This window comes from Clostridioides sp. ES-W-0018-02, assembly GCF_020658175.1.
In the GTDB taxonomy this organism is placed as follows: Bacteria; Bacillota; Clostridia; order Peptostreptococcales; family Peptostreptococcaceae; genus Clostridioides.
Map to the genome: position 1 here is coordinate 46,446 of NZ_JACVVY010000011.1, position 23,984 is coordinate 70,429.

The following is a 23,984-nucleotide window of genomic DNA, read 5'->3' on the forward strand; positions in this document are numbered from 1 at the left end:
TTATCTCTAAAACATATTGGGCTTTCTAATTTTCCATGAAAGTCCAATATGTTTTTATATTATATTTTATATGAATTAATTTATAACTATAGCAAATTTATATGATATCTTCATCGTACATATTGTATATCACTGAAAATTTTTTTCTTCATTAGAACCTTTTAACCCTATAAAATCTGTATAGAAAATCTTTTTCTAAAGATTTATTTAAAGTAGCACTTTCTTGAAAATTTATAAATTTTATCTCTAAAGAAGACTTATTTATAGGTATAACCTTATGTATAAGTCTTAAATTTACTATGTATTGTCTATGAGTCATAAAGAAATTAGGAGGTAGGCGTTTTTTTAAATCATCAAAGTTCTCATAAAATTTTATCGTATCTTCATCTCTAGTATATAAATTAATAGCTCTTGAATTTTTCTCAAACATGACTATATCATCAAAATTAATCATATGTATCTGTTTCCTTATTTTATATACAAAAAGAGTATCTTCTATAAAATTATTTTTTGCAATTTTATGAGAGTTAATGTGGTCTATTGCTATATTAATTGAATCAATTATTTTTTCTTTTTTAAACGGCTTAACTATAAAATCTATAGGATGTACTTTAAAGCTCTCAAGACTATAGTCAGCAAAACCTGTTACAAAAACTATATGTATATCTTTATCTATAGAAAGAATTTCTTTGGCAGAATCAATCCCATTTTTATATGGCATATCAATGTCAATAATCAATAAGTCTATTTTCTCACTTTTTATAAATTCAATTGCTTCTATACCATCCTTGACTTTCTTAACATAATCTACATATCCAGACTCTTTAACTATATTTGCTATATCATCTCTTACAATTTTATCATCATCACAAATCAAAACTTTTATCATAGACTTCTCTCCTCCTAACTAATAATATTTTGGTATTAAAATTACAAATTCAGTTAAAAAATCGTCACTATTTACAAGTATACTATAATCATACTTATCTAGTATATTTTTAACTAGATATAACCCAAAACCTCTGTCTTGCCCTTCTTTAGTGCTAAATCCATCCAAAAATATACTTTCGACATTATGTATTTTAGGACCATTATTTTTTATGGCTATAATATACTGAAATTCATCTTCATATGCATGTAATCTTATATACTTCTTTTCCTTTTGTATAGCAGACAAAGATTCTATTGCATTGTCTATTATGTTTAATAGCACTGAACTCATATCATTAGGTTCAATCTCTAAATTATCCATAAAATCTTGGATATATACATCAAAAGATATGTTCTTTTCAAGACATTCCTCATATTTTAAGGAAGCTATAGCATCTAAATAAGATACTTTCCCATATCTTGAATTTTTTGATTTAAAGCTATTTGATATATTCGTTATATATTCTTTGGCATCTTCAGCTAAGCCAGTATTTAATAGAGAATATACTACTTGTAAATGTTTTAAATAGTCATGTTTTTGACTTCTTAATTTTACGATTATATTGTCCTTATGATTTATTTTACTGTCTAATTTTTGTAGCTTATACTCTTGTTTATTGTTATTGTCTAGTAATCTTATAAATTTAAATCCTATATAAAAGCTTAAAATAATTAAAATTAGAAAAAATATAATGTTTAATACTCCTTCAAGTAAAGAATTATATCCTAAACTTAATTGTATATATTGAATACTCTCCATGAATAAAATCCATACAAAACATGATAAAAAAAATGTTAGTAGTCCTCTTTTTAATATGTCTAATTCTTTGTAAAACCTATACTTATTCATTATAAGGTTACTAAATATAAATAAGGTTAGTATTACTATAGGAAATATAAAGTTATTCTCCATAATTTCCCTCCCATCTACAATTTATATGAAAATTATATCACTTTAAAAAAATTATGTAAAAAGTCAAAATTTACATATAGATTAACTAAACTTGTAAAAACACATATAAATTTGTACAATTAACTGATTAAAATTTGAAAATACTTACTTTGCTATATATTTTAGATAAATATATAATTGATTTAGTTAAGAAAGGAAGGTGGTAAACATGAAAGATAATTTGAAAATAGTACTAAGGTATATAAAAAGTTATAAAGCTAGGTCTTTAGCAATTGCTGTGAGTATAATTCTTGCCACATCACTCATTGTCGGTATTGGTACCCTCTCAAGAAGTTCTCAGCAAGCAGATGTAGATAGCTTTAAAAAAGACCTTGGAACTGACCATGTATACTTTAAGGATATAAATAAAAATCAATTAGAATACATAAAGTCTAGCAAAGATATTAAAAATTTAGGTATAACATCTCACTATGGCTATACAGATCCTAATGAAAAATTACCTATAAACTTAGAATATGCAAATAAAAATTACTTAACTAATCAATCTAAACTTATAAAAGGTCACCTTCCAAAAGCTAACAATGAGGTGGTAGTAGAAAAATGGGTTTTAAATAGTATGGGTCTAAAACCAGAAATAAATCAAAACCTTACGTTTAAATTATATCAAAAAGAAAAACCAGAGACATTTAAAGTTGTCGGAATACTTGAAGATAGACCTATTCAGAAAAAACAAGGTATGTGCGAAATTTTTTTGAATCTCAATGAATCAAAGTTGGATAAGTTTTCTTACACATATATTGAATTTAATGAGGGTAGTGATATAAATACAAATATAGATAATATAGTAAAAGCTACTATGTTGGATAAGAATAGTGTTGGAAAAAACAAAATGCTTATAGAAGCTACTATGGAAAATGGCACTTTAGATAACTCAAATAAATACACTGCAATTGCTATGAGCCTATTTTCTGGTATTGTAATATATAGTATCTATGTTATATCAATATACCAAAGAATACAGGAATATGGTATCTTAAGAGCTATTGGCGCCACTAACTTTAAGATTTTCAAGCTTATGTTTTATGAACTTTTCATACTTGCCTTAATAGCAATACCTATAGGTATATGTGTAGGTATTGGTGGTGCACAAATATTTAATAGGACTGCAGGAAATATTCAATTTGAAGGAAATGTAACAGTTACTCCTTTTGTTATCCCAGATAAAATAATCCTTTTATCAATTGGATGTATAATACTGACAATACTCATTATAAGTTTCTTTACATATTTAAAGATAAGAAGAATTTCTCCTATTGACGCTATAAGAAAAACTTTTGGAACTGATAAAAATATAAATAAGGTCAATTCTTTGATATCAAAATTAACTTTAAATATATCAGTAACAAAATCTATATCTGCTAAGAATATCTTTAGGAATAAAAAAGGATTCATTATAATTATATTATCTATGACTCTAGGAGGTATAATGGTCATAAAGGAAAATTATAAATATTCTTTTTCAGATATACAAAATAAAGATGGTCAAGAAAGAACATATATGAATGCAGATTTTATTCTAACAAATTATTTATTCAAGCTAAATGGAAACTATAAAGCTAATTCTTTCAAGGATATAAAAGGTCTTAATGATAATCAGATAGACAAAATTAAAAACATAGATGGAATTGACAAAGTCAAAACTGCCAGCATTTTAAATACAAGAATAGACTTGTATAAAATAAATAGATTAGATCACTACAAAATGGTGAATTCAACTCCTTATTATAAGGACTATCCCCTATTAATAAAAGATAATACTACTGGCAAATATACGATGAGACAAAGGTTAAGAGGTTACAACGACGAGATGATAAATTCATTAGAAAAATATCTAGTGCATGGAAGCATAAATCTGGATAAAATGAAAAAGGAAAATCTAGCTATATTATATGTCCCACAAATTTCTAAAACAAATAAATTCAATCATAATTATATTCCTGGCACAGGAACGCCTGTTGTAAATACAAAAGTAGGAGATACTATAAAAATCAAATATCCAAAAGGTGAAATAGATACAGAACTTTATGAAGGACAAAAAGATAATTATGAATATCTAGAATATGAGTTTAAAGTTGGAGCTATTGTAAGTTATCCTTTTGTGATAATAATATGTATTCTGGAGATTTTGGTGTAGATGTAATAACAAGTAGCGAATATCTAAAAAAATTAACTGGAGTAGATAAATATAATACAGTTTATGTAGATATTAATGAAAATGCAAACATAAAAAAAATAGATACACTCTTAGGTAAAATAGGAAGTGAATCTCCTGGAACTACAGTAGTAAATATGTCAGTGGAAAAAGAAAACTCTGATAAGATGACAGCTAGAGCTCTGATTTATGCTTATGGAATAGTAGCAGTAATGTTTATAATTAGTGTACTTAACATAATAAATAATATAAGTTATAACTTAACTTCAAGAACTAGCGAATTTGGAATGTTAAGAGCTATTGGTATCTCTGAGAGAGGATTTAAAAATATGATACTCTATGAAGGAATATTATATGGAGCACTCTCAAGTGTAATTACTATTGTGGTAAGTCTTATAATACAATTTAGAATGTATTACACTTGTAATTTTGTATCGTATGGCTTGGGATTTTCAATAGATTACAAAATATATATCCTAGTTGTTTTAGCAAACATAATTGTAGGTATTCTAGCTACATATATTCCATTAAGGAAAATAAATAAAATTAGTATAGTTGAAGCTATAAACATTACAGAATAGGAGGATTAATTATGCCTATATTAGAGATTCTTAACTTAGGTAAGATTTATGGAAAAAAGGAAACAGCTGTACATGCACTAAAGGATGCAAATTTAAAAATAAATAAGGGTGAATTTGTTGCGATAATTGGTCCAAGTGGAAGTGGAAAAAGCACATTTCTACATTTAGTAGGCGGTCTTGAGAGACCAAGTAGTGGAACTATAAAAGTCGATGGTAAAGATATATGTTGCCTTTCAGATAAAAGATTAGCAAAATATAGAAGACAAAAAGTAGGATTTGTCTTTCAACAGTATAACCTAATTCCAGTATTAAATGTAAAAGAAAATATAGAATTACCACTAAAGTTAGACAATAAAAAAGTCGATGAAGAATATATCGAAGACATTATAAATTTATTGGGTCTTAGTGAGAGGAAAAATCATCTTCCAAATCAATTATCTGGTGGTCAACAACAAAGGGTTGCTATTGCACGCGCTTTATCTGCAAAACCAAGTATAATCCTAGCAGATGAACCAACAGGAAATTTGGATAGTAAAACTACGGAAGAAGTCATGGATTTACTAAAAAGTTCTATAAAAAAATATAACCAAACTCTTATAATAATAACACATAATGAAAATATTGCTAGAAAAGCAGATAGAATTATATCTATAATAGATGGAGAGCTTAGTTAAACTAATACTCTAAAACTACTTATAGAAAAGAGGATTTAAATGTTATTGGTTTTAGGTAATTTAAATTTAGACTTGGATTTTGACTATAGAATAATAAGAGAAGAAAACGATGATGTAGATGTATTTATAGATATTAATTATCGTAGCTTAGATATAGATACTGATGGTTCTAACTTATTTAATTCTAGAATCCAATTTCCATTTGTAAGAGCATTAATTCTAAGATTAAATAAGAACAAGCAATGTATGACAATTCATTTGTTAAGAGATATAGATTTATTTTCTGCCTTTGCTAACTTCGAGGTAGATTACAACGACTCTGTCATAAATATAAAAAATCAAAATGAGAAAGTTATTCTAAATAAATCTATCAAAAAGTAATAAGGGGGCCTTAATAGGCCCCAGTTTTTTTGTTTTCTATACCTATTATATCATGATAAATAGATTAGTCAATAGAATTTTCTGAATATTTTTATAATTTTTTCATAAAGTTTTTTATATATTATACTTTAAAATTATATGTAATAAAAAAATTTTGTGACTAATTTTAAAGTTAATTGATTAAATATACATATTCAAAATCAATATAAATTTTCTTATCTTTTATCATTTTTATTTAGGTTTTAAGTTATAATCTATCATTAACAAATATTTATATATAGCTCTAATAAAACTCTATTTATATGCAAATCTAATAATTTATATACAAGTCTAATAACTTATATTCAAGTCTAATAACTTATATTCAAGTCTAATAGAATTAATATTCTAAAAGAAATATTATTTACCATAATAAACTTTTAAATATATCTCTTTTAATTCACTCATCAATGGATATCTAGGATTTGCACCTGTACATTGGTCATCAAATGCTTGTTCAACCATAGCATCCAATCCCTCTAAGAATTTAGCTTCATCTACTCCTGCCTCTTTTATAGTCTTAGGAAGACCCACTCTTGCCTTTAATTCATCTATTGCTTTTATAAGATTATCCACTTTTTCTTGGTCTGTATTTCCTTTAATTCCTGCGAAAGAAGCAAATTCAGCATATCTTTGTATACAATCAGGGTGTCTGTATTGTGAAAATGCGCCCATCTTATTTGGAGCCTCTGCACAATTGAACTTAATTACTTCATTTATTAACAATGCATTTGCAACACCGTGTTGAACATGGTGGAATGCACCAAGTTTATGTGCCATAGAGTGGCAAATTCCTAAGAAAGCATTTGCAAAAGCCATACCAGCCATAGTAGATGCCATTGCCATTTTTTCTCTTGCTACTTTATCAGTCTTTCCATTTTTATATGCACGAGGTAAATATTCAAATATTATTTTGCCTGCTTGAAGTGCTAGTCCATCAGCTGGTTCAGTTCTTAACATAGATACATATGCCTCTAGTGCATGTGTTAATGCATCAACACCTGACGCTGCTGTTAATCTTGGTGGCATTTCCATCATCATATCTGCATCAATTATAGCCATATTTGGCATTAATTCATAATCTGCTAATGGATATTTTACACCTGAATCTTGGTCAGTTATAACTGCAAATGGAGTTACTTCTGAACCAGTTCCTGCTGAAGTAGGAATAGCTGCAAAGTATGCTTTTTCACCCATCTTAGGGAATGCATATACTCTTTTTCTTATATCCATAAATCTCATTGCTAAATCTTGGAAATCTACTTCTGGATGCTCATACATTACCCACATTATCTTACCAGCATCCATTGCACTACCTCCACCTACAGATATTATTAAGTCTGGTTGGAAATCGGACATAGCCTTAGCCCCTTCTCTTGCACAAGCTAGTGTTGGGTCTGGAGCAACATCAAAGAATGTAGTATGCTTAATTCCCATTTCATCCAATAAATCAGTTAGTTTTTTAGTATAACCATTATTGTAAAGGAAAGAGTCTGTTACTATAAAAGCTTTCTTTTTATTCATGACATCTTTAAATTCTCTTGCTGCTACACCTAAACATCCTTTTTTGAAATAAACTTTTTGTGGGGCTCTAAACCAAAGCATATTCTCTCTCCTTTCAGCTACTGTCTTGATATTAAGTAAATGCTTAACTCCTACGTTTTCTGATACTGAGTTTCCACCCCAAGAACCGCAACCAAGAGTAAGAGATGGAGCTAATTTAAAGTTATATAAATCACCTATACCACCTTGTGATGATGGAGTATTAACTAATACTCTACAAGTCTTCATAGCATTTACAAACTTCTCTACTCTCTCTGGTTGATTGATAGAGTCTGCATACAATGATGAAGTATGACCATACCCACCATCAGCAACTAATTTTTCAGCCTTAGCAACTGCATCTTCAAAACTCTTAGACTTGTACATTGCAAGGACAGGAGAAAGTTTTTCATGTGCAAAAGGTTCCTCTACTTCAACAGATTCAACTTCGCCAATTATTATCCTAGCTGTTTTTGGCACTTCTACATCTGCCATTTTTGCTATTACATGAGCTGGTTGTCCAACTATTTTAGCATTTAAAGTTCCATCAATTATTACTACTTTACCTACCTTTTCTGTTTCTTCTTTATTTAAGAAATGTGCTCCACGATATTTAAATTCTTTTTTAACTTCTTCATATATTTTTTCTGGTACTATTACTGCTTGCTCAGAAGCACATATCATACCATTATCAAATGATTTTGATACTAATATTGAACTTACAGCCATTTTTATATCTGCACTCTCATCTATTATTGCTGGTACATTTCCAGGTCCAACTCCAACAGCTGGTTTACCTGAAGAATATGCAGATTTAACCATTCCAGGTCCGCCAGTAGCTAATATAAGATCTGCTTCTGCCATAACAACATTAGTCAATTCAATTGAAGGCACATCTACCCAACCTATAAGACCTTTTGGTGCTCCTGCCTTAACTGCTGCATCATGTACAACTCTAGCCGCTTCTATAGTACAGTTTTTAGCTCTTGGATGAGGGGAGAAAATTATACCATTTCTAGTTTTTAGTGCTATTAGGGACTTGAATATTGCAGTTGATGTAGGGTTAGTTGTTGGTATAACTGCTGATAATACACCTACTGGTTCAGCAATCTTTGTAAATCCAAATGCCTCATCTTTTTCTATAACACCACAAGTTTTAGTGTCTTTATAAGCATTATAGATATACTCTGAAGCGAAATGGTTTTTTATAACTTTATCTTCAACAATACCCATACCAGTCTCTTCAACTGCCATTTTTGCTAGGGGAATTCTTTGTTGATTTGCTGCAGTTGAAGCAGCTAAGAAAATTTTATCTACTTGCTCTTGTGTAAATGTTGCAAATTCTTTTTGTGCTAATCTAATTTCCTCTAGCCTCATTCTTAATGTCTCAACACTATTGACAATCTCAGGGCTACATACTTCAACAGCTACTGTTTCTACAACCTTTTCTTTTTTCTCCATAACTAAAAACCTCCCTAAATAATTATGCATCTCCTATTTTTATAAATCTTAAATGCATCATCTATTATATTTTTAACCTATACTTAAAATAATTTTATAGATTTCATATCTATACTTTAGATTTTATTTATTTTATGCCCTTAGGTCAAGAAGTTTTTTTCTGAATATTTTGTCAATTTATTTTTTAACAAATATATTATTTTTTTTACTTTTATTAAATTTTTTTATTTAAATAAGATATATTTCATTTGAATAATTTACTTTGACTAAATAAACTACTAAAATGATAATTTATATCTTTCACTTTTTTTATTTATTAAATTTTATATGTTATTTTTACAAGTAAGACATAATATTTTTGTCATATTTTCATAAAATAACACTTATTTTTGATTTATATGCATTTTTTCTTTTGATAATGACTATGTAATTTTTAAAAATATATAAATTAAAAATATTTTAGTTTCTATAAGTTATTTTTAAGTCAATATCTTAAAATAATATTTTTCATGTAGATAAACAATTTTTATATCAACCTCGTTAATTTTTTACTTACAATATGTATACAAAAAATTTTACAGCACAAAATTATTTATAAATTCTTAGTTTATTATCATATTAATTAATTTTTTCTCAGGTATATCCAATCAATTAATTGTGAATAAAAATTAATTTAATTGGGTAAAAGTAGATATCATAAAAAATTTTATATTAAATTTGTAGTACTTATATAAGAGATAAAATTTCCTATAATATTTTTTCATTAAATTTTTTCTTTTACAACAAATACTTACTACCTTTTGATATAATATTTTTATCAGTTATTATATTCAGGTTTTGAAAGGAGTATTAAAATGAGTTTATTAGTTTTCGGACATAAAAATCCAGATACAGATTCAATATGTTCTGCAATTTCATTAGCACATTTAAAAAACAAATTAGGGATAGAAGCAACAGCTTATGCTTTAGGAGACATCAGAAAGGAAGCTAAATACGCCTTAGATTACTTTAAGGTAGATGCACCTGAAATCTTAGATAACGTTAGAATACAAGTTAGAGATTTAAATTATGATAAGGTAGTACCTTTAACTCCAACTTCTTCTATATTAGAAGCCTATAATCTTATGGATGAAAAAAATGTTAAAACATTACCTGTAACTTATGAGGATGGAACTTTTGCTGGTATTATTACCATGAAAGAAATAGCTAAAAACCTTCTTCATCAACATTTTACAACTATACACACATCACTATCAAATATCTGCAAAAACCTTAATGGTAATATCCTTGTAGATTGTGGTGAAGATGTAAAAGGTAGAGTTGTTACTTTATCATTTGGTATGGAAACCCTGATAGAGACTTTAAAAGAAGGGGATATAGCTATTGTTGGCGATAGATATGATAGTATTGAATACGCAATTGATACAAAAGTTAAGCTTTTAATACTTACTAATCATACAAAAATTTCAAAAGACTTACTAGCTCTTGCTAAAATAAATGGAGTGTCTGTTGTTTCTGTTGAAAGTGACAACTACAAAACTTCTAATGTCATAAATCAATGTAGTTTCTTAGATTCTATAGAAGCCACAGATAATTTGATTACATTTAAAGAAGATGACTATATGGATGAAATAAAAGAAATTATGTTAGAAACAAATTTTAGATCTTATCCTATATTAGATGATGACAATAAGTTTTTAGGATTAATTTCAAAAGGGCATCTATTAAATCCATCTAAAAAGAATGTTGTTTTAGTTGACCATAATGAATATGCTCAAAGTGCTGATGGAATTGAACAAGCAAATATAGTTGAAATAGTTGACCATCATAAACTTGGTGGTATTTCTACTGATGTTCCTATGTCTTTTAGAGTTATGCCTGTTGGATGCAATAGTACTATAATTTATCAAATGTATAAAGAAAATAATGTTGAGATACCTTATGAAATAGCTGGTCTTCTTTTATCTGCTATATTATCTGATACATTATTATTTAAATCTCCAACAACTACTGATATGGATAAGAAAGCTTGTGAAGAATTAAGTAAAATAGCAAAAGTAGACATGGAAAAATATGCTATGGATATGTTTAAATGTGGTACTTCTTTAGATGAGTTTACTATAGAACAAATAGTAAATATGGACTTTAAAGAGTTTAACATGAGTGGACATAGAGTTGGTATAGGACAAGTATTTACTTTAGACACAGACTCTATATTTGCTAAGAAGGATGAATTTTTATCTTATATAAATTCAACTGATTATGACAAATTAGTTCTTGCAGTTACAGATATAATAAAAGAAGGTTCTTATTTAATTTACAAAGCAGAAGATAGATTAATTGCTGATGCATTTGGTATTGAAGGAGTTCAAGGAACATTTGCTCCAGGTGTTGTATCTAGAAAGAAACAATTAGTACCTAACTTAACTACTGCAATTAAAAATTTTAAATAATATAAAATCTTTAAACAATACAAAAACTGTTTCAAATTTAAATTTGAAACAGTTTTTTATATTTTTATTAAACCTTTCAATATATTTAATGTCTTTGTTAAAGTACATACTTAGTTACAATATGTCACTTAAAAATTTACTGTTTGAAATTCTTTTATAACAATATTAAATTCCATAAAAAAATACACTATTAGAAAACTCTAATAGTGTATTTTTTTCTTATTATTATATATTACACTTTAAATTATTCCTTGACTGGTTTAGCTGGTGTAAACTAAACCAGTCTCTCTCAAATATTAAGCACTTTTTTCTTATTATGTTCTTTAGGATTTATTGTCTCTATTATTGTAAACCAAAGTTATGAAATTGTAAATAGAATATATTACCATTATAATGTTTTTTCTTAAATAAAAATATACAAATAACTTTCTTTTCTTAAATAAAATCGCTAAAATAGCTTTAAAAAATGTTAAAATAAATGTTTTCCATCTATCTTCTATATTTATTTTAATATATTATATATTAAAAACTTAATCATAAATAATTTAATATAATTATTTTTCTATAATACTTTAAGATGATGTTCTGATAAGATTACTGGAGTTATTTAGTATAATAAAAATTTAATAGATAATTAAATTTCAGTAAAACAAAGTATAATAGAATAAATTAAAAAGTGAGATGTTATTATATTCTCTAGAAAATATAATAACATCTCACTTTATCTTTAAGTTGTATATATTTTTTCTTTTATCTGTGTCCTAGTTTTTTTCAACGTCTGAGTAATCTACTCCAAAAGTTTCTACAGTTACAGCTTTCATAACTTGCGGAGTCTGTGGCTTGTCCGCTGCTCCTGTTTTAACTGATGCTATTTCATCAACTGTATCCATACCTTCTATAACTCTACCAAAACCTGCATATTGACCATCTAAATGTGGTGAATTTTTATGCATTATAAAAAATTGAGAACCAGCTGAATTAGGTGCCATAGTTCTAGCCATTGATATAACGCCTCTTTCATGCTTTAAATTGTTAGTAAATCCATTTCCACTAAATTCACCTTTTATAGAATGTCCTGGACCACCCATTCCAGTACCATTTGGGCATCCACCTTGTATCATAAATCCTGGTATTACTCTATGAAATGTTATTCCATTATAATATCCATCATCTACTAATGATACAAAATTTTTAACTGTATTTGGTGCTATATTTGGGTACAACTCAATTTTTATTTCTTTTCCATTTTCCATTACTATAGTTACTATAGGATTTTTATTTTCCATGACTTATTACCTTCCTTTTTATTAATTAAATTACACAATTACATTTATTATATTATACTCTAAATTAAACTCTAGCAAGTATATTTTTTCCTATTTCATATCCTTCTTGATATATAGTTTTACAAAACTCATCATCAAAGTTAAGAGTATCTTTAGGTGCAAATTGAGTGTTAGGTCTAACTACTATTATTTTATCTTCATTATATATTTTTTTGATGTCATCTGGTAAATCATAATTATACTTTGTGGATATCAGAATAATTTTATCCACATTATCCACAATTAAAGGCTCAATTAACGCACTCCTAATTAGACCTCCATCCAATTTAAAACCATCATAAATACCATCTTGCACATCCTTCATGAATTGTTCTTTAAATCCAAGAGTAGCATTTGGATTTGATGGTAACAATCCACTATATGAAATGCTTAAAATTGCTTCGTCTTTAGGCATTTTTGACACATTTACAACCTTTTCTGATACTACCTTATTATTAACTTCTACATAGTTAACATAGAAGTTCATTTTCTCTATTTTACTACTATCTAGTTCTCTCAGATTATCTATAGCTGGAGAATTATCCACAGTATTATTTACTATTTTCACATTTCCGTTCTGGATATCTTTTATATTTGTCCACATTTTTTTCAAGTTATCAACATTACCTGTGTATAAATAATATCCATTTATTGCTCCTATTGATGTTCCTGAAATTGAATAAAAATGATTTATTCCATTATCATACAAAGCGTTAACTACCCCTGCTTGGTAAGCTCCCTTTGCTCCTCCACCTTCTAAGCATAGTCCTAGTTTCATAGTTTCATCTCCAAATTGTTTATCTTATATTTATATTTCAAAAAACTTACTAAATGTTTTATATATACTATAATGGTCTTCAACATTACCTAATTCCCTTATAGAATGCATTGCTAAAATTGGACTTCCTACATCCACAGATGGTATATCTACGTGAGTAGAGGATATTGGACCTATAGTACTTCCACCCCTCTCATCTGACCTATTTACAAATTCTTGATACTCGACATTAGCTTCCTCACATATATTTTTGTAAACAGCTATAGAATATCCATCACTTGTATATGCTTGACTTGCATTTATCTTTATAACAGGCCCTTTTCCCATAACTGGTTTATTGGTTGGGTCATGTTTTTCTGGAGTATTTGGATGAATAGCATGAGCTAAATCTGATGATATCATGAAAGACGAATAAATAGCCTCAAAAAATCCTTCTCTATGTTTCCCTATTGATAAACATATTCTCTCCAATATATTTAATAGCATATTTGAATCTGCACCTTGTTTAGTAGAACTTCCAACTTCTTCATTGTCAAATACAGCCATTACATTTACACCACTTTGTCCTTTAGCATCAACTAAAGCATTTAAACTAGCATGTACCATTGCAAGATTATCTTGTCTTCCAATAGATATAAATTCCTCATTAGCCCCTATTAAACTTCCTTTTTCAAATTCATATAAGAACAAATCAAAGTCTATTATATCTTCCACTTTTACATTTAAATTAGATGATATTTGTTTTAAAAGAAAGTTATCTTTTTCTAATGTATCGTTTAATAATCCAACTAGAGGTAACATATCTTTTTGCTTATTATATGAATGACCATCATTTATACTTCTATTCAAATGTATAGCTAGATTTGGTATTATGCAAATTGGTTTTTTAAAGTCGATAAGTTTTTCCTTTGGCTTAAGTACACTATCTCCTTTTAAGACTACTCTTCCAGCTATACCAAGTGGTCTATCTAACCATGTACTTAATATTGCTCCTCCATAACATTCTGTATTCAGCTTCAAATAAGCTTTCTCAGCTTCTATTTCTGCATTTGGCTTAATACTAAATGTAGGAGAATCTGAATGAGAACCTATTATTCTAAATCCACCTTCTTCTATATTATCTGAGTTAACTACAAAAGCTACTATAGCAGATAAATTTTTAGTCACGTAGTATTTTCCACCTACTCTTAGATTCCATTTCTTATTTAAAGCTAACTCTTCAAATCCATTTTTATCTAAAACTTCTTTAGCACTATCAACTGCGTGAAAAGATGATGGGCTATCGTATATGAAATCTATTAAATTTTTAGCAAAGCTTATACTATCCATTCCTAATTTTCCTCCATTATAAAATATCTAGTGTTGTATATTCTTTATTTATTTTTTTAATTCCTTGCTTATCAAAGGCTATAGTAACATCTGTTCCAGTTATAGACACGACTGTTCCAACCCCAAATTTAGGATGATGTACTTTAGAACCAAGCTTTATGTCTTCTGGATTAGTCTCTTTATTTGAATCTTTTATTGTAGCATTAACATTATCTGCAACTTTAGATTTACTTATAGTATTCATATACTTTTTAGTATATTTATCTAACATATTATAACTTGCTTTAGAATAACTTAATTCTTTTTTCATTTTGTACAATCTTTCTATACATTCTTCTGGTAACTCTTCCATAAATCTTGAAGCTATTGCAACATTTGTTTTACCATATAGCGTTCTTTTTTCAGTTAGTGACATGTATAGCTCTTCTTTAGCTCTAGTTATACCAACATAACAAAGCCTTCTTTCTTCTTCTATTTGAGATTCACTCAGAGACTTTATAGCTCTTGATATAGGAAATAGTCCTTCTTCCATCCCTGTTAAAAATACAACTGGAAACTCCAATCCTTTAGATGTATGAATTGTCATAAGAGAAACTCTATCATTGTCCTCTTCATCATTAGATTCGGATGTAAGTGCTATACTAGTTAAAAATGTCTCTAAATCTTTATTTTCATAAGTGTCATCACTACTACTTTCAAACTCTAGTGCTATAGATATAAATTCTCTTAAATTATCAATTCTATCTTGAGCTTCTTCACCTTTACCAGTTAAATCTTTTTCATTTTTATTTTTTATATCTACAAGTTCATCCATATATCCTGTAGTATCTAAAACTTTTTCTATTAACTTACTAACAGGATAGACTTCTTTTATAGTTCTAAGTGTACCTATAATATCAACAAATCCACTTATACTTGCTCTAGCTTTTGTAGATATATCGGAGTTTGTTTCTATATCAATTAAAACTGAATATATACTCTCTTGTTTCAAATTGGCTCTATCTTCAATTTTTTCTATAGTTCTAAGCCCTATACCTCTTCTAGGAACGTTTATAATTCTTTTTATAGATATGTCATCCTGTGGATTTTGAATAACTCTTAAATACGCTACTAAGTCCTTTATTTCTTTTCTCTCATAAAACTTTGTACCACCATATATATTATATGGTATTTGACTTCTGTTTAAAGCGTCTTCTACAGGTCTTGCTTGTGCATTTGCTCTATAAAGTACTGCAAAATCTTTGTATGGTCTATTCTCTTTTCTAGCTATTTGTGCAATTGAGTCAGCTATAAAATCAGCTTCTTCTATTTCACTACCAGTTAGTTGTATCTTTATAAGTTCTCCTTCTTTCTTTTCACTCCAAAGTTTCTTTCTTTTTCTTTCTATGTTATTTGATATAACTTTGTTAGCTGCATCTAATATTACTTGTGTTGATCTATAATTTTGTTCTAGTTTCACAACATGTACATTATCATAATCTTTCTCAAATTCAAGTATATTTCTTATATCTGCGCCTCTCCATCCATAAATACTTTGGTCATCATCTCCAACAACACAGATATTTTGATGTTCTCTAGCTAATAATTTTATTAGCTCATATTGAGCTTTACTCGTATCCTGATACTCATCTACCATTATGTATCTAAATCTACTTCTGTAATAAGCTAATACTTCATCATTAGCCTTAAAAAGTTCTACAGTTTTAAGTATTAAATCGTCAAAATCAAGTGCACTATTTCTCTTTAAACGGTCTTGATATAATGCATAAATATCTGCAATTTTAACCATTCTATTATCCGACATATTCATATCTTTAAACTGCTTTGGCGTATAAAGCTTATCTTTTGCTCCTGAAATAGCACTTATAACGGCCTTTGGTTCAAATACTTTATCACTTAAATTTAATTCTTTAAGGCAATCTTTGACTAAGGTTACTTGGTCTGCAGCATCATAAATTACAAAACTTCTATTGTAACCAATTTTATTTATATCTTTTCTAAGTATACGAACACAACAAGAATGGAATGTACTTATCCACATTTCCTTAGTTTCCGAACCTATATTTTGTTCGACTCTTTCTCTCATTTCATTTGCAGCTTTATTTGTAAATGTTATAGCTAATATACTAGGTGCTTGTACACCTTTATCTTCCATAAGGTATGCTATTCTTGTTGTTAGTACCTTAGTTTTACCTGAGCCAGCACCAGCTAATATAAGTACTGGACCCTCAGTTTTTTCTACTGCTTCTCTTTGAGCAGGATTTAATGTATCTAAATTCATATTTCTCCTCCTGTTAACAGCCATAAATATATTTTAATCTAAAATATGAATTACTTCAAATTATAATTATGTATTATATTAATAGATTATTGTCAAATTTTAACAATTAGATAACACTTACTTATAAAATTTATTTTTATATCTATAAAAAAAATAACCTTATGATTTGGGGAATCATAAGGCACCTTTAAGGGGTCTAGGTTAAGGGTTATTATATATAAATCTATTTTTTTAAAATAGGTTTAGGGCTTAATTATTTATTTGTACTAAGTCTCTTTCTTTCCAGTACTTATACAAATCTTCTTCTTTCTTAAATAAAGGTAAATTCATATTTTTATGTACCTTTACTAACCATGGAGATTCTAATCCAGCTTGTATAATATTGTTCTCATTTACAAATACACTTTCTGCATTTCCTTCATCAATTAAAATCCCCTTATCCAGTACATATATATAATCGCATATTTCATACATTAAATTCATATCATGACTGGATATTACTATTTTTATATTATTTTTATCTAATCCCTTTATTATATCTACAATAGACCTAGTACTTACTGGGTCTAATCCAGCTGTAGGTTCATCAAGCAATATAATTTCATTTTCCATTGCTATAACTGATGCAATTGCTACTCTTTTTTTCTGACCATAACTTAAGAAGTGTACTGGTCTATCTATAAAATCTATTCCATTAACAGCTATCAAAGCTTTGTTTATTCTCTCTTTAATAATTTTTTCATCCATCCCAATGTTTCTCATCGCAAATGCTATATCATCATATACTTTTGAGTAAAATATTTGTTTTTCTGGGTCTTGAAAAACAATCCCTACATTCTTTCTAAGATTATACAAACTCTTCTTATCATACTTTAACTTTTCTTCTTTGAAAAGTATTTCTCCAGATGTAGGCTTTAATATTCCCATTAAATTCATAAATAAAGTTGACTTTCCTGAACCATTTGAGCCTATTATACCTATAACATTTCCCTTTGAGAAATCCATATTAATGTTCAATAATGCACTAGCATTTTTTTCATATTGATATGTTAAATTATTTATTTTAAACATCATTATCCCCTACTATGTGAAATTTACCATCATACAATTTTATGTCTAATGATATACACATATCATCATACCTTGTCATAAGCCTTTTGTACAGCATACTTCCAAGAATCCCTAAAGATTTATATGAAGTTTTTAAATTTATGTACCCAAATCTTAGTTCTTGTGATTTATATATCTCTGAAAATTCTTCTAAAAATATAAATATAAATCTATATATTAACATTGATAATTCAACAAAGGTGTCTGGTAAATGCAATTTTTTGAAGAAAAATATTAACTGATTAAAAGGTGTTGTAAGTATACAAAAATACACACAAGTTAAACAAGACATAGCTCTAAATAACACATGAATAGACATGTCAATAGATGCCTTTGATATTCCTATATAAAAACTAAAAAATTGAAAACTATATAGTAAATCTACTTTATTAAAAGATATATTTACAAGAGTTATACCTATACTAAGAAATAAAAAATACATTGGTATTTGAAGTAATTTCAAATAATTTTTTAAATCTATCCCTGCTACAAAAACAACTAAAATACTCATTAAAATCATAATTCCACTTAAGATAAATACATTTTTTATTACCATAGAAGCAATTAGAAAAATTGCTCCTATGGCTACTTTTTTATTTGGATTTACTTTACTCAATCTATTTGTATATGCATATTTATCAATTATAAGCATAATTAACTTCTCTTTCCTTTTTGAATACCTAATATGTATCCTATTACACCTGCACCTAAAGCTGCTTGTGCAGAGAATAATAAACTCTCTATTTCTCCACTTGGTGGCTCATATGGGCTACTAAACCAAGGCTCATAATTTGGATTTATCTTAGTAATTTCACTTTCAGCTTGACCATCTGCTCCTCCATATTCAGCACCTGAATTTACAAGTAATGGGAATATAATAAGAGCTACTACTAATAAAAGTAATAATATGTTAGTTTTTGTTTTTGTTTTAGCACTCATTAGCTTTAACTCCTTTATCATTATTTTCTAGTATGCTTTTTTCTCCATTTTCTGTAATTAAATTATATACAATTACAGTAAGGATACCTTCTGCTATTGCTATTGGTATTTGAGTCATAAAGAAAATTCCTAAGAATTTAATTGCTGAAGCCATCACTCCACCAGATGGGTCTGGAAAAGCCAGTGCTAATTGTATTGAAGTTATTGTATATGTGGCTAAGTCTCCTATTGCTGCTGCAAGAAATACTGGTATAGCATTATTTCCATCCTTTTTCTTTAATGCTTTAAATATTAAAAATGATATAATTGGCCCTATTATAGCCATTGAAAAAGCATTAGCTCCTAAAGTAGTTATTCCACCATGTGCTAGTAATAATGCTTGGAATATTAAAACTATAGTTCCAAGAACAAACATTACACTTGGTCCAAACATTATTGCTCCAAGACCTACTCCAGTAGGATGTGAACAACTTCCTGTTACTGAAGGTATTTTTAATGCTGATAATACAAAGACAAATGCTCCACATAGAGCTAATAAAACTTTCTTCTTAGGGTCTTGCTTTACTATTTTACCTATTGATTTTAATCCCACTAAGAAAAATGGTATAAATATAACTCCCCATGCTATAGACCATTTTACTGGTAAGTAACCTTCCATTATATGCATTGCATTTGATGTAACTGGAGTTAAAATTATTAACATAAGTGCAGCTATAACCCCTAATTTGATATTTTGTTTCATTTGAGTATCCCCTCTCTCCCTTTCTAATAATTAAAATATGAATAATACATGTATCCTTCATTATAGCAAAATAAAAAAGCCTAACTCGATGGCTAGGCTTCTAATTTTCGACAATCTAAATACAAACACATAAAATAAACATATCTGTATAATTATTATAAGAAACTTTCTCCATCCCCGAAGAAATCACTTTAATATTTTAGGCAGGTCTCCTGACTTAGCTTCATCCTACTCCTCTTCCTTCCCATGAAATATAAAAACATATTATCATAGTGGCTAACAAAAGTTTCGTCTGCATCACAGTAGCGGGGGCTGTAAAGGAATTTAACCTTCTTCCCTATTAATCTTGCTTAAAGAACCTATAATATTATATATTTAATTTTTAATATTACTTTATTTTTAATTCATTTTCTATATAAATCATTGTATACCTTTTCTGTGAAAATTTCTACATTTTTTACAAATTTTATTCATTTTTATATTTTTATGTATATAAATTCTTTTTTATAAATCTATTAATTCCTAATTATTTTCTTTAAATACATTGAAACTACATCAGAAAATCTAGTTATATCTCTTGAATATATAAAATCATTTCCATAGATTAATCTTTCAGCTTCAAGTTCTGATTCTTTGCCTGTAAATACTCCTAATACTAATATATTTTGTTTCCTAGCTTTTCTTACTTCATTAGCTGTATCTCTTAAACCAACAACACCTCTATAAGCTTTTTCACCTCTTAAAGTTCTCTCACTGTTTTTTCCTATCTTTACATCATTTGGTCTTCCATCACTAAGGACTATCAAAATTTTATTTTCTTCATCTCTATTTATCAAACCACTACATATAGATTTTATAGCTAAACCATCTCTATTGTTACCAGCGCAGAAGTATTCAAAGATGTTTTCACTATTTTTAATACTGTCATCATAATCCTTAAATCTTTTTAATATCGTATAATCTAAGAAACTAGAAAAACCCATAACTCTATTTGGTATTCCAACTTCTGTCAAAGCATTTGCAATTATGTAAGCTTGAATTGCTACATTTCCTTGGTTTCTACTTTGAGAACCACTTGCATCCAACAATATATCAATAACATATTTTCCTTTTTCATTTTCTATATCTTTATAAAATATTTTATTATTATTACTCCTTCCAACTCTCCAGGCTCTATTTGCTAATATAGTACCACAATCAGAATATACTCTATTTTTAGCATTTTCTTCTACTAAAATCCTAGAAAGGCTTTCTTTTAATCGCTTTATTTGTTGTCTATACATCCTAGCATGTTCTCTAAATTTGCCTAAATTATTTTCTTTTTGTCTTGTCACATATTTTAGCTGAAAAACATTATTACATTCACTTCTAAGAACACCATCTGTGAAGTGAATTCTACATCCTTCATGTACGTTTCTACAATTTTGTGTTTCAAGCTTTTTAATTTCACCCTTACTTAAATAAGTTTTCCCATAGTAATGTTCTATTTTAGTGTATATTTTATTTACAGTCTCTTCATCAACATATATAACTCTATCTGCTGAATTGTTAGCTTGAGAATTGTCAAAGTCTCCTACTCCCTCTATAAGCATTGATGAGGAGATTGAATCTATATCACTTTCAACGATATTTTCATCTTCATCGCTATATAGTTCTTCATACATAAAATCAGCAAACGTATCAAAGTTTACTTCAACATTTTTTACATTGTTTTCATCATATGTAGAATTATTTTCTTCACTATTCAATATATATTCAAAATAAGTTAAATATATAACATCTAATGCCTTTAAAATCTCCATAATATCCTGATTTGTATCTATAAGCCTTATATCATTTACTATTCTTTTAGTTATACTATCTAATGCTGGATGTTTATCCATGCTATAAAGTACAAATGCATATTTAATCTTGTCCATCATATTGTTATTGTATATCTTGGTAAAACGTGAAACAATATCTTTATATGCTCTTTTTCTAATATCTTCTATTCCAGGTCTATCTTTAATAGCTTTTTCTTCAACAATTGTATTTAGTATAACTTGAATTAGACCTAATATAACATCCTTATCATATCCTTTTCGTATTCTATTTGTGAGGTATTTTTTAACTATATCCCAGTCTACATATTTTCTTCTAGCTCCTGCAATTATTGCAAAGTATAGACCTATTTCCTTTGAAGAATAATCTTTTTCTGATATATCTATACTTTCGTTATAATCACCAGCTATTGTCCAAGATAAGTTATTTGCTCTATTTTCAAATTCATAATCATCATATATCCATTTCATAATCTCACCTATATTAAATATGACTTATTGGAAATATATCTGCACTCTCCCATTTATTAGGTATTCTTGTTTTAATTACATCTCCAACCATTTCTTTTTCATATATATCAAAAGTCTTTCCTGTAAGCCCCATATTAATTGCAAGAGTTGGCTTTAATCCTCTTCTTATAGTTTTAAGAGATGCCATAAGACCTCTTAAATCAATAGCTTTACTAGATATTTCACCATTTTGAGATTTTAATTGTAAATCTAAAAATATCCCTGCAAATTGTGCTAATTTTTCTTCATCAGCATCTGAAAATTCATTTTTCAAAATCATCATTAACTTCTCCTCTTCTACAGGAGGAATATCTATTACCATAAACCTAGAAACTAGAGCTTCATTAAGTTCCTTTGTTCCCGCATACTCATAATTCATAGTTCCAATAAATCTTGTTGCTGGGTGCAGATTAACTCTCTCATAACCTGGTACATCAATCACTCGACGATAATCTAAGGCTGAATGAACTACAACTATGGCATCATTTTTTGCCATATTAATTTCATCAAATATTCCAAATCCTCCATTAACAGCACACTCATAAACTGAGCCCCTTCTAAGTTTAACTTCATTATCTATAAATGTATCTGTACCTATAAGTGTTGAACTATCTGTATTTATATGAAACGAGGTATTCCATTGGGGTCTATTAAATATCTCGCCTAAATTATCAGCAAGTAAATTTTTCCCTGTTGCCTTTGGCCCTGACAATAAAATATTTTCTTCTTCTAAAATAGCTGTTATACACATAGATAATATCTCTTTACCATAAAAATAAGTTTTAGATTTTGTTACTCTGTATTCTAAATCTTTTTCTAAGCTATAATAATTTCTGAAATACAATACATCTTCAATAAGTTTCTCATCTACCCCTTGTATCCTTAAGTTATCTATTATATCCATATCCTTACCCCTTTTATATAAAATAGTATTTGTTTTATTTCTTAACACCATTTTAGCACAAAAGGATATAGCCTAAAATTAATTTTATAAATTAATAACAGCCCTTTCTGTATTCTACAGAAAGGGCTGTCCATATATATTTTTATAATCTTATTCTATTGTGTTTTTTATGTATATGTGACTTAATAGCAAAACCAACAATAATTATAGCTATTGGTATAATTAGAACCATAAATTTATAATCATTATAATGTGACATTATTTTTACCCAACTCTCTGAAAAAATATACCCAATACTAATTAACGAAGTATTCCATATGGTGATACCCACAATAGAGGATACAATAAAAGTTATAATATTCTGACCTGCAATACCTGCTATAAAAGATATGTATGTTCTACATAGAGGAATTAATCTACATACACAAACAGAAATAGAAGAGTATTTGTTAAAATAATCTTGTGATGTAAAAATTCCCTTTTTTGCCTTTGGACATATCTCTACTATCTTATTTATGATAGATTTTCCTCCCCAATTACCTATTGTATAACAAAATATTGAACCAAGTATACCTGCAACTATACTTAAAATTAAAATAGTTAGAAAACCAAAATGATTTCTTGCTGCAATAGCACCACAAAGTGGCAAAACTACTTCACTAGGTAATGGAAAACAAGCATACTCAATCATAATTAATACAAATACAGATATTAATCCATATTGTAAAATAAAACTATTGATTACAGACACCCACTTATCTATCTCCTTTCTTATTTAAAAGTACATACCTATAAAACCTCACATCCTACATTATAAGAATTAATTTATAAAAAACTCTTTAAAATATTATATGTGTTTATATAAAGCATTTATAACAGACTTATGTTTTTTTAATAAGAAATTTGAAAATAAGAAACTTGACAACAAAAAATAAAAAAATTACGTGGCTACGTCCTACTCTCCCAGGCAGTTTCCCACCAAGTACCATCAGCGCTAGAGAGCTTAACTTCTGTGTTCGGAATGGGAACAGGTGTATCCTCTCTGCTATTGTAACCACAT

General features: G+C 28.0%; 17 protein-coding genes, 1 rRNA gene, 1 pseudogene and 1 riboswitch. Of the genes and pseudogenes, 4 read left to right on the top strand and 15 right to left on the bottom strand.

The annotated features are described in order from the left end of the window. Nucleotides 1-151 precede the first annotated feature (151 nt). On the bottom strand, nt 152-889 hold the full coding sequence (locus IC219_RS17970) for a LytR/AlgR family response regulator transcription factor (RefSeq protein WP_169468229.1): 738 nt from the start codon (nt 887-889) through the stop codon (nt 152-154). Between the two features lie 18 nt (nt 890-907). Next, the gene (locus IC219_RS17975) at nt 908-1,843 is read right to left on the bottom strand and encodes a GHKL domain-containing protein (RefSeq protein ID WP_227831696.1); all 936 of its coding nucleotides are present in this window, start codon (nt 1,841-1,843) and stop codon (nt 908-910) included. A gap of 208 nt (nt 1,844-2,051) precedes the next feature. Here IC219_RS17975 and IC219_RS17980 point away from each other — a divergent pair. The 3 genes and pseudogenes from IC219_RS17980 to IC219_RS17995 all read left to right on the top strand — a co-directional run bounded on the left by IC219_RS17980 (nt 2,052) and on the right by IC219_RS17995 (nt 5,691). Next, nucleotides 2,052-4,636: pseudogene (locus tag IC219_RS17980) on the top strand (ABC transporter permease). Between the two features lie 11 nt (nt 4,637-4,647). Beyond that, entirely contained in the window at nt 4,648-5,310 is a 663-nt protein-coding gene (locus IC219_RS17990) for an ABC transporter ATP-binding protein (RefSeq protein ID WP_227435499.1), read from the top strand. A gap of 39 nt (nt 5,311-5,349) precedes the next feature. Then, complete coding sequence (locus IC219_RS17995; RefSeq protein ID WP_227435502.1) at nt 5,350-5,691, top strand: hypothetical protein; 342 nt, start codon at nt 5,350-5,352, stop codon at nt 5,689-5,691. Nucleotides 5,692-6,090: 399 nt separating this feature from the next. On the opposite strand, the gene adhE is transcribed toward IC219_RS17995, so the two are convergent. Next, nucleotides 6,091-8,733, bottom strand: a complete 2,643-nt coding sequence (gene adhE, locus IC219_RS18000; RefSeq protein WP_227831699.1) for a bifunctional acetaldehyde-CoA/alcohol dehydrogenase — start codon at nt 8,731-8,733, stop codon at nt 6,091-6,093. Between the two features lie 854 nt (nt 8,734-9,587). Between adhE and IC219_RS18005 the strand changes: the two genes are divergently transcribed. After that, nucleotides 9,588-11,186 (top strand): putative manganese-dependent inorganic diphosphatase, encoded by a 1,599-nt coding sequence (locus IC219_RS18005; protein ID WP_227435512.1) that lies wholly within the window; start codon nt 9,588-9,590, stop codon nt 11,184-11,186. Between the two features lie 761 nt (nt 11,187-11,947). Here the strand turns inward: IC219_RS18005 and IC219_RS18010 are convergent. The 12 genes from IC219_RS18010 to rrf all read right to left on the bottom strand — a co-directional run bounded on the left by IC219_RS18010 (nt 11,948) and on the right by rrf (nt 23,983). Then, nucleotides 11,948-12,472, bottom strand: a complete 525-nt coding sequence (locus IC219_RS18010) for a peptidylprolyl isomerase (protein WP_227825090.1) — start codon at nt 12,470-12,472, stop codon at nt 11,948-11,950. A gap of 64 nt (nt 12,473-12,536) precedes the next feature. Next, the gene (locus IC219_RS18015) at nt 12,537-13,289 is read right to left on the bottom strand and encodes a patatin-like phospholipase family protein (RefSeq protein ID WP_227435517.1); all 753 of its coding nucleotides are present in this window, start codon (nt 13,287-13,289) and stop codon (nt 12,537-12,539) included. 30 nt (nt 13,290-13,319) lie between these two features. Continuing rightward, nucleotides 13,320-14,618 carry a M18 family aminopeptidase gene (locus tag IC219_RS18020; RefSeq protein WP_227831700.1) on the bottom strand — a complete coding sequence of 433 codons (1,299 nt, stop codon included), beginning with the start codon at nt 14,616-14,618 and terminating at the stop codon, nt 13,320-13,322. Nucleotides 14,619-14,634: 16 nt separating this feature from the next. Next, entirely contained in the window at nt 14,635-16,899 is a 2,265-nt protein-coding gene (locus tag IC219_RS18025) for a DUF3553 domain-containing protein (protein ID WP_227435521.1), read from the bottom strand. Between the two features lie 249 nt (nt 16,900-17,148). After that, nucleotides 17,149-17,970: an energy-coupling factor ABC transporter ATP-binding protein gene (locus tag IC219_RS18030; RefSeq protein WP_227435523.1), complete on the bottom strand. Its 822-nt coding sequence runs from the start codon at nt 17,968-17,970 to the stop codon at nt 17,149-17,151. Continuing rightward, nucleotides 17,963-18,661, bottom strand: a complete 699-nt coding sequence (gene cbiQ, locus IC219_RS18035) for a cobalt ECF transporter T component CbiQ (RefSeq protein ID WP_227831701.1) — start codon at nt 18,659-18,661, stop codon at nt 17,963-17,965. Before cbiQ ends, IC219_RS18030 begins: the two co-directional genes overlap by 8 nt. A 2-nt stretch (nt 18,662-18,663) precedes the next feature. Continuing rightward, nucleotides 18,664-18,948, bottom strand: a complete 285-nt coding sequence (locus IC219_RS18040; protein ID WP_227435527.1) for an energy-coupling factor ABC transporter substrate-binding protein — start codon at nt 18,946-18,948, stop codon at nt 18,664-18,666. Beyond that, nucleotides 18,938-19,690: an energy-coupling factor ABC transporter permease gene (locus IC219_RS18045; RefSeq protein ID WP_227435530.1), complete on the bottom strand. Its 753-nt coding sequence runs from the start codon at nt 19,688-19,690 to the stop codon at nt 18,938-18,940. The genes IC219_RS18040 and IC219_RS18045 overlap by 11 nt, the downstream gene beginning before the upstream one ends. A 184-nt stretch (nt 19,691-19,874) precedes the next feature. Next, nucleotides 19,875-20,068: riboswitch (cobalamin riboswitch) on the bottom strand. A 137-nt stretch (nt 20,069-20,205) separates the two neighbouring features. Next, complete coding sequence (locus IC219_RS18050) at nt 20,206-21,981, bottom strand: nitric oxide reductase activation-like protein (protein WP_227483399.1); 1,776 nt, start codon at nt 21,979-21,981, stop codon at nt 20,206-20,208. 13 nt (nt 21,982-21,994) lie between these two features. Further along, nucleotides 21,995-22,924, bottom strand: a complete 930-nt coding sequence (locus IC219_RS18055) for an AAA family ATPase (protein ID WP_227435535.1) — start codon at nt 22,922-22,924, stop codon at nt 21,995-21,997. A 142-nt stretch (nt 22,925-23,066) separates the two neighbouring features. Next, nucleotides 23,067-23,675, bottom strand: coding sequence for a DedA family protein (locus tag IC219_RS18060; RefSeq protein WP_227483401.1), 609 nt, complete (start codon nt 23,673-23,675; stop codon nt 23,067-23,069). Nucleotides 23,676-23,866: 191 nt separating this feature from the next. Next, nucleotides 23,867-23,983: ribosomal RNA gene (rrf, locus tag IC219_RS18065) — 5S ribosomal RNA — on the bottom strand. Nucleotide 23,984: the final 1 nt, after the last annotated feature.

Coding starts and splice junctions, on each gene's coding strand:
- IC219_RS17970 (WP_169468229.1), bottom strand. CDS start 889: ATGATAAAAGTTTTGATTTGTGATGATGATAAAATTGTAAGAGATGAT.
- IC219_RS17995 (WP_227435502.1), top strand. CDS start 5,350: ATGTTATTGGTTTTAGGTAATTTAAATTTAGACTTGGATTTTGACTAT.
- IC219_RS18010 (WP_227825090.1), bottom strand. CDS start 12,472: ATGGAAAATAAAAATCCTATAGTAACTATAGTAATGGAAAATGGAAAA.
- IC219_RS18015 (WP_227435517.1), bottom strand. CDS start 13,289: ATGAAACTAGGACTATGCTTAGAAGGTGGAGGAGCAAAGGGAGCTTAC.
- IC219_RS18045 (WP_227435530.1), bottom strand. CDS start 19,690: ATGAAACAAAATATCAAATTAGGGGTTATAGCTGCACTTATGTTAATA.
- cbiQ (WP_227831701.1), bottom strand. CDS start 18,661: ATGCTTATAATTGATAAATATGCATATACAAATAGATTGAGTAAAGTA.
- IC219_RS18050 (WP_227483399.1), bottom strand. CDS start 21,981: ATGAAATGGATATATGATGATTATGAATTTGAAAATAGAGCAAATAAC.
- IC219_RS18025 (WP_227435521.1), bottom strand. CDS start 16,899: ATGAATTTAGATACATTAAATCCTGCTCAAAGAGAAGCAGTAGAAAAA.
- IC219_RS17990 (WP_227435499.1), top strand. CDS start 4,648: ATGCCTATATTAGAGATTCTTAACTTAGGTAAGATTTATGGAAAAAAG.
- IC219_RS18040 (WP_227435527.1), bottom strand. CDS start 18,948: ATGAGTGCTAAAACAAAAACAAAAACTAACATATTATTACTTTTATTA.
- adhE (WP_227831699.1), bottom strand. CDS start 8,733: ATGGAGAAAAAAGAAAAGGTTGTAGAAACAGTAGCTGTTGAAGTATGT.
- IC219_RS18030 (WP_227435523.1), bottom strand. CDS start 17,970: ATGTTTAAAATAAATAATTTAACATATCAATATGAAAAAAATGCTAGT.
- IC219_RS17975 (WP_227831696.1), bottom strand. CDS start 1,843: ATGGAGAATAACTTTATATTTCCTATAGTAATACTAACCTTATTTATA.
- IC219_RS18055 (WP_227435535.1), bottom strand. CDS start 22,924: ATGGATATAATAGATAACTTAAGGATACAAGGGGTAGATGAGAAACTT.
- IC219_RS18005 (WP_227435512.1), top strand. CDS start 9,588: ATGAGTTTATTAGTTTTCGGACATAAAAATCCAGATACAGATTCAATA.
- IC219_RS18020 (WP_227831700.1), bottom strand. CDS start 14,618: ATGGATAGTATAAGCTTTGCTAAAAATTTAATAGATTTCATATACGAT.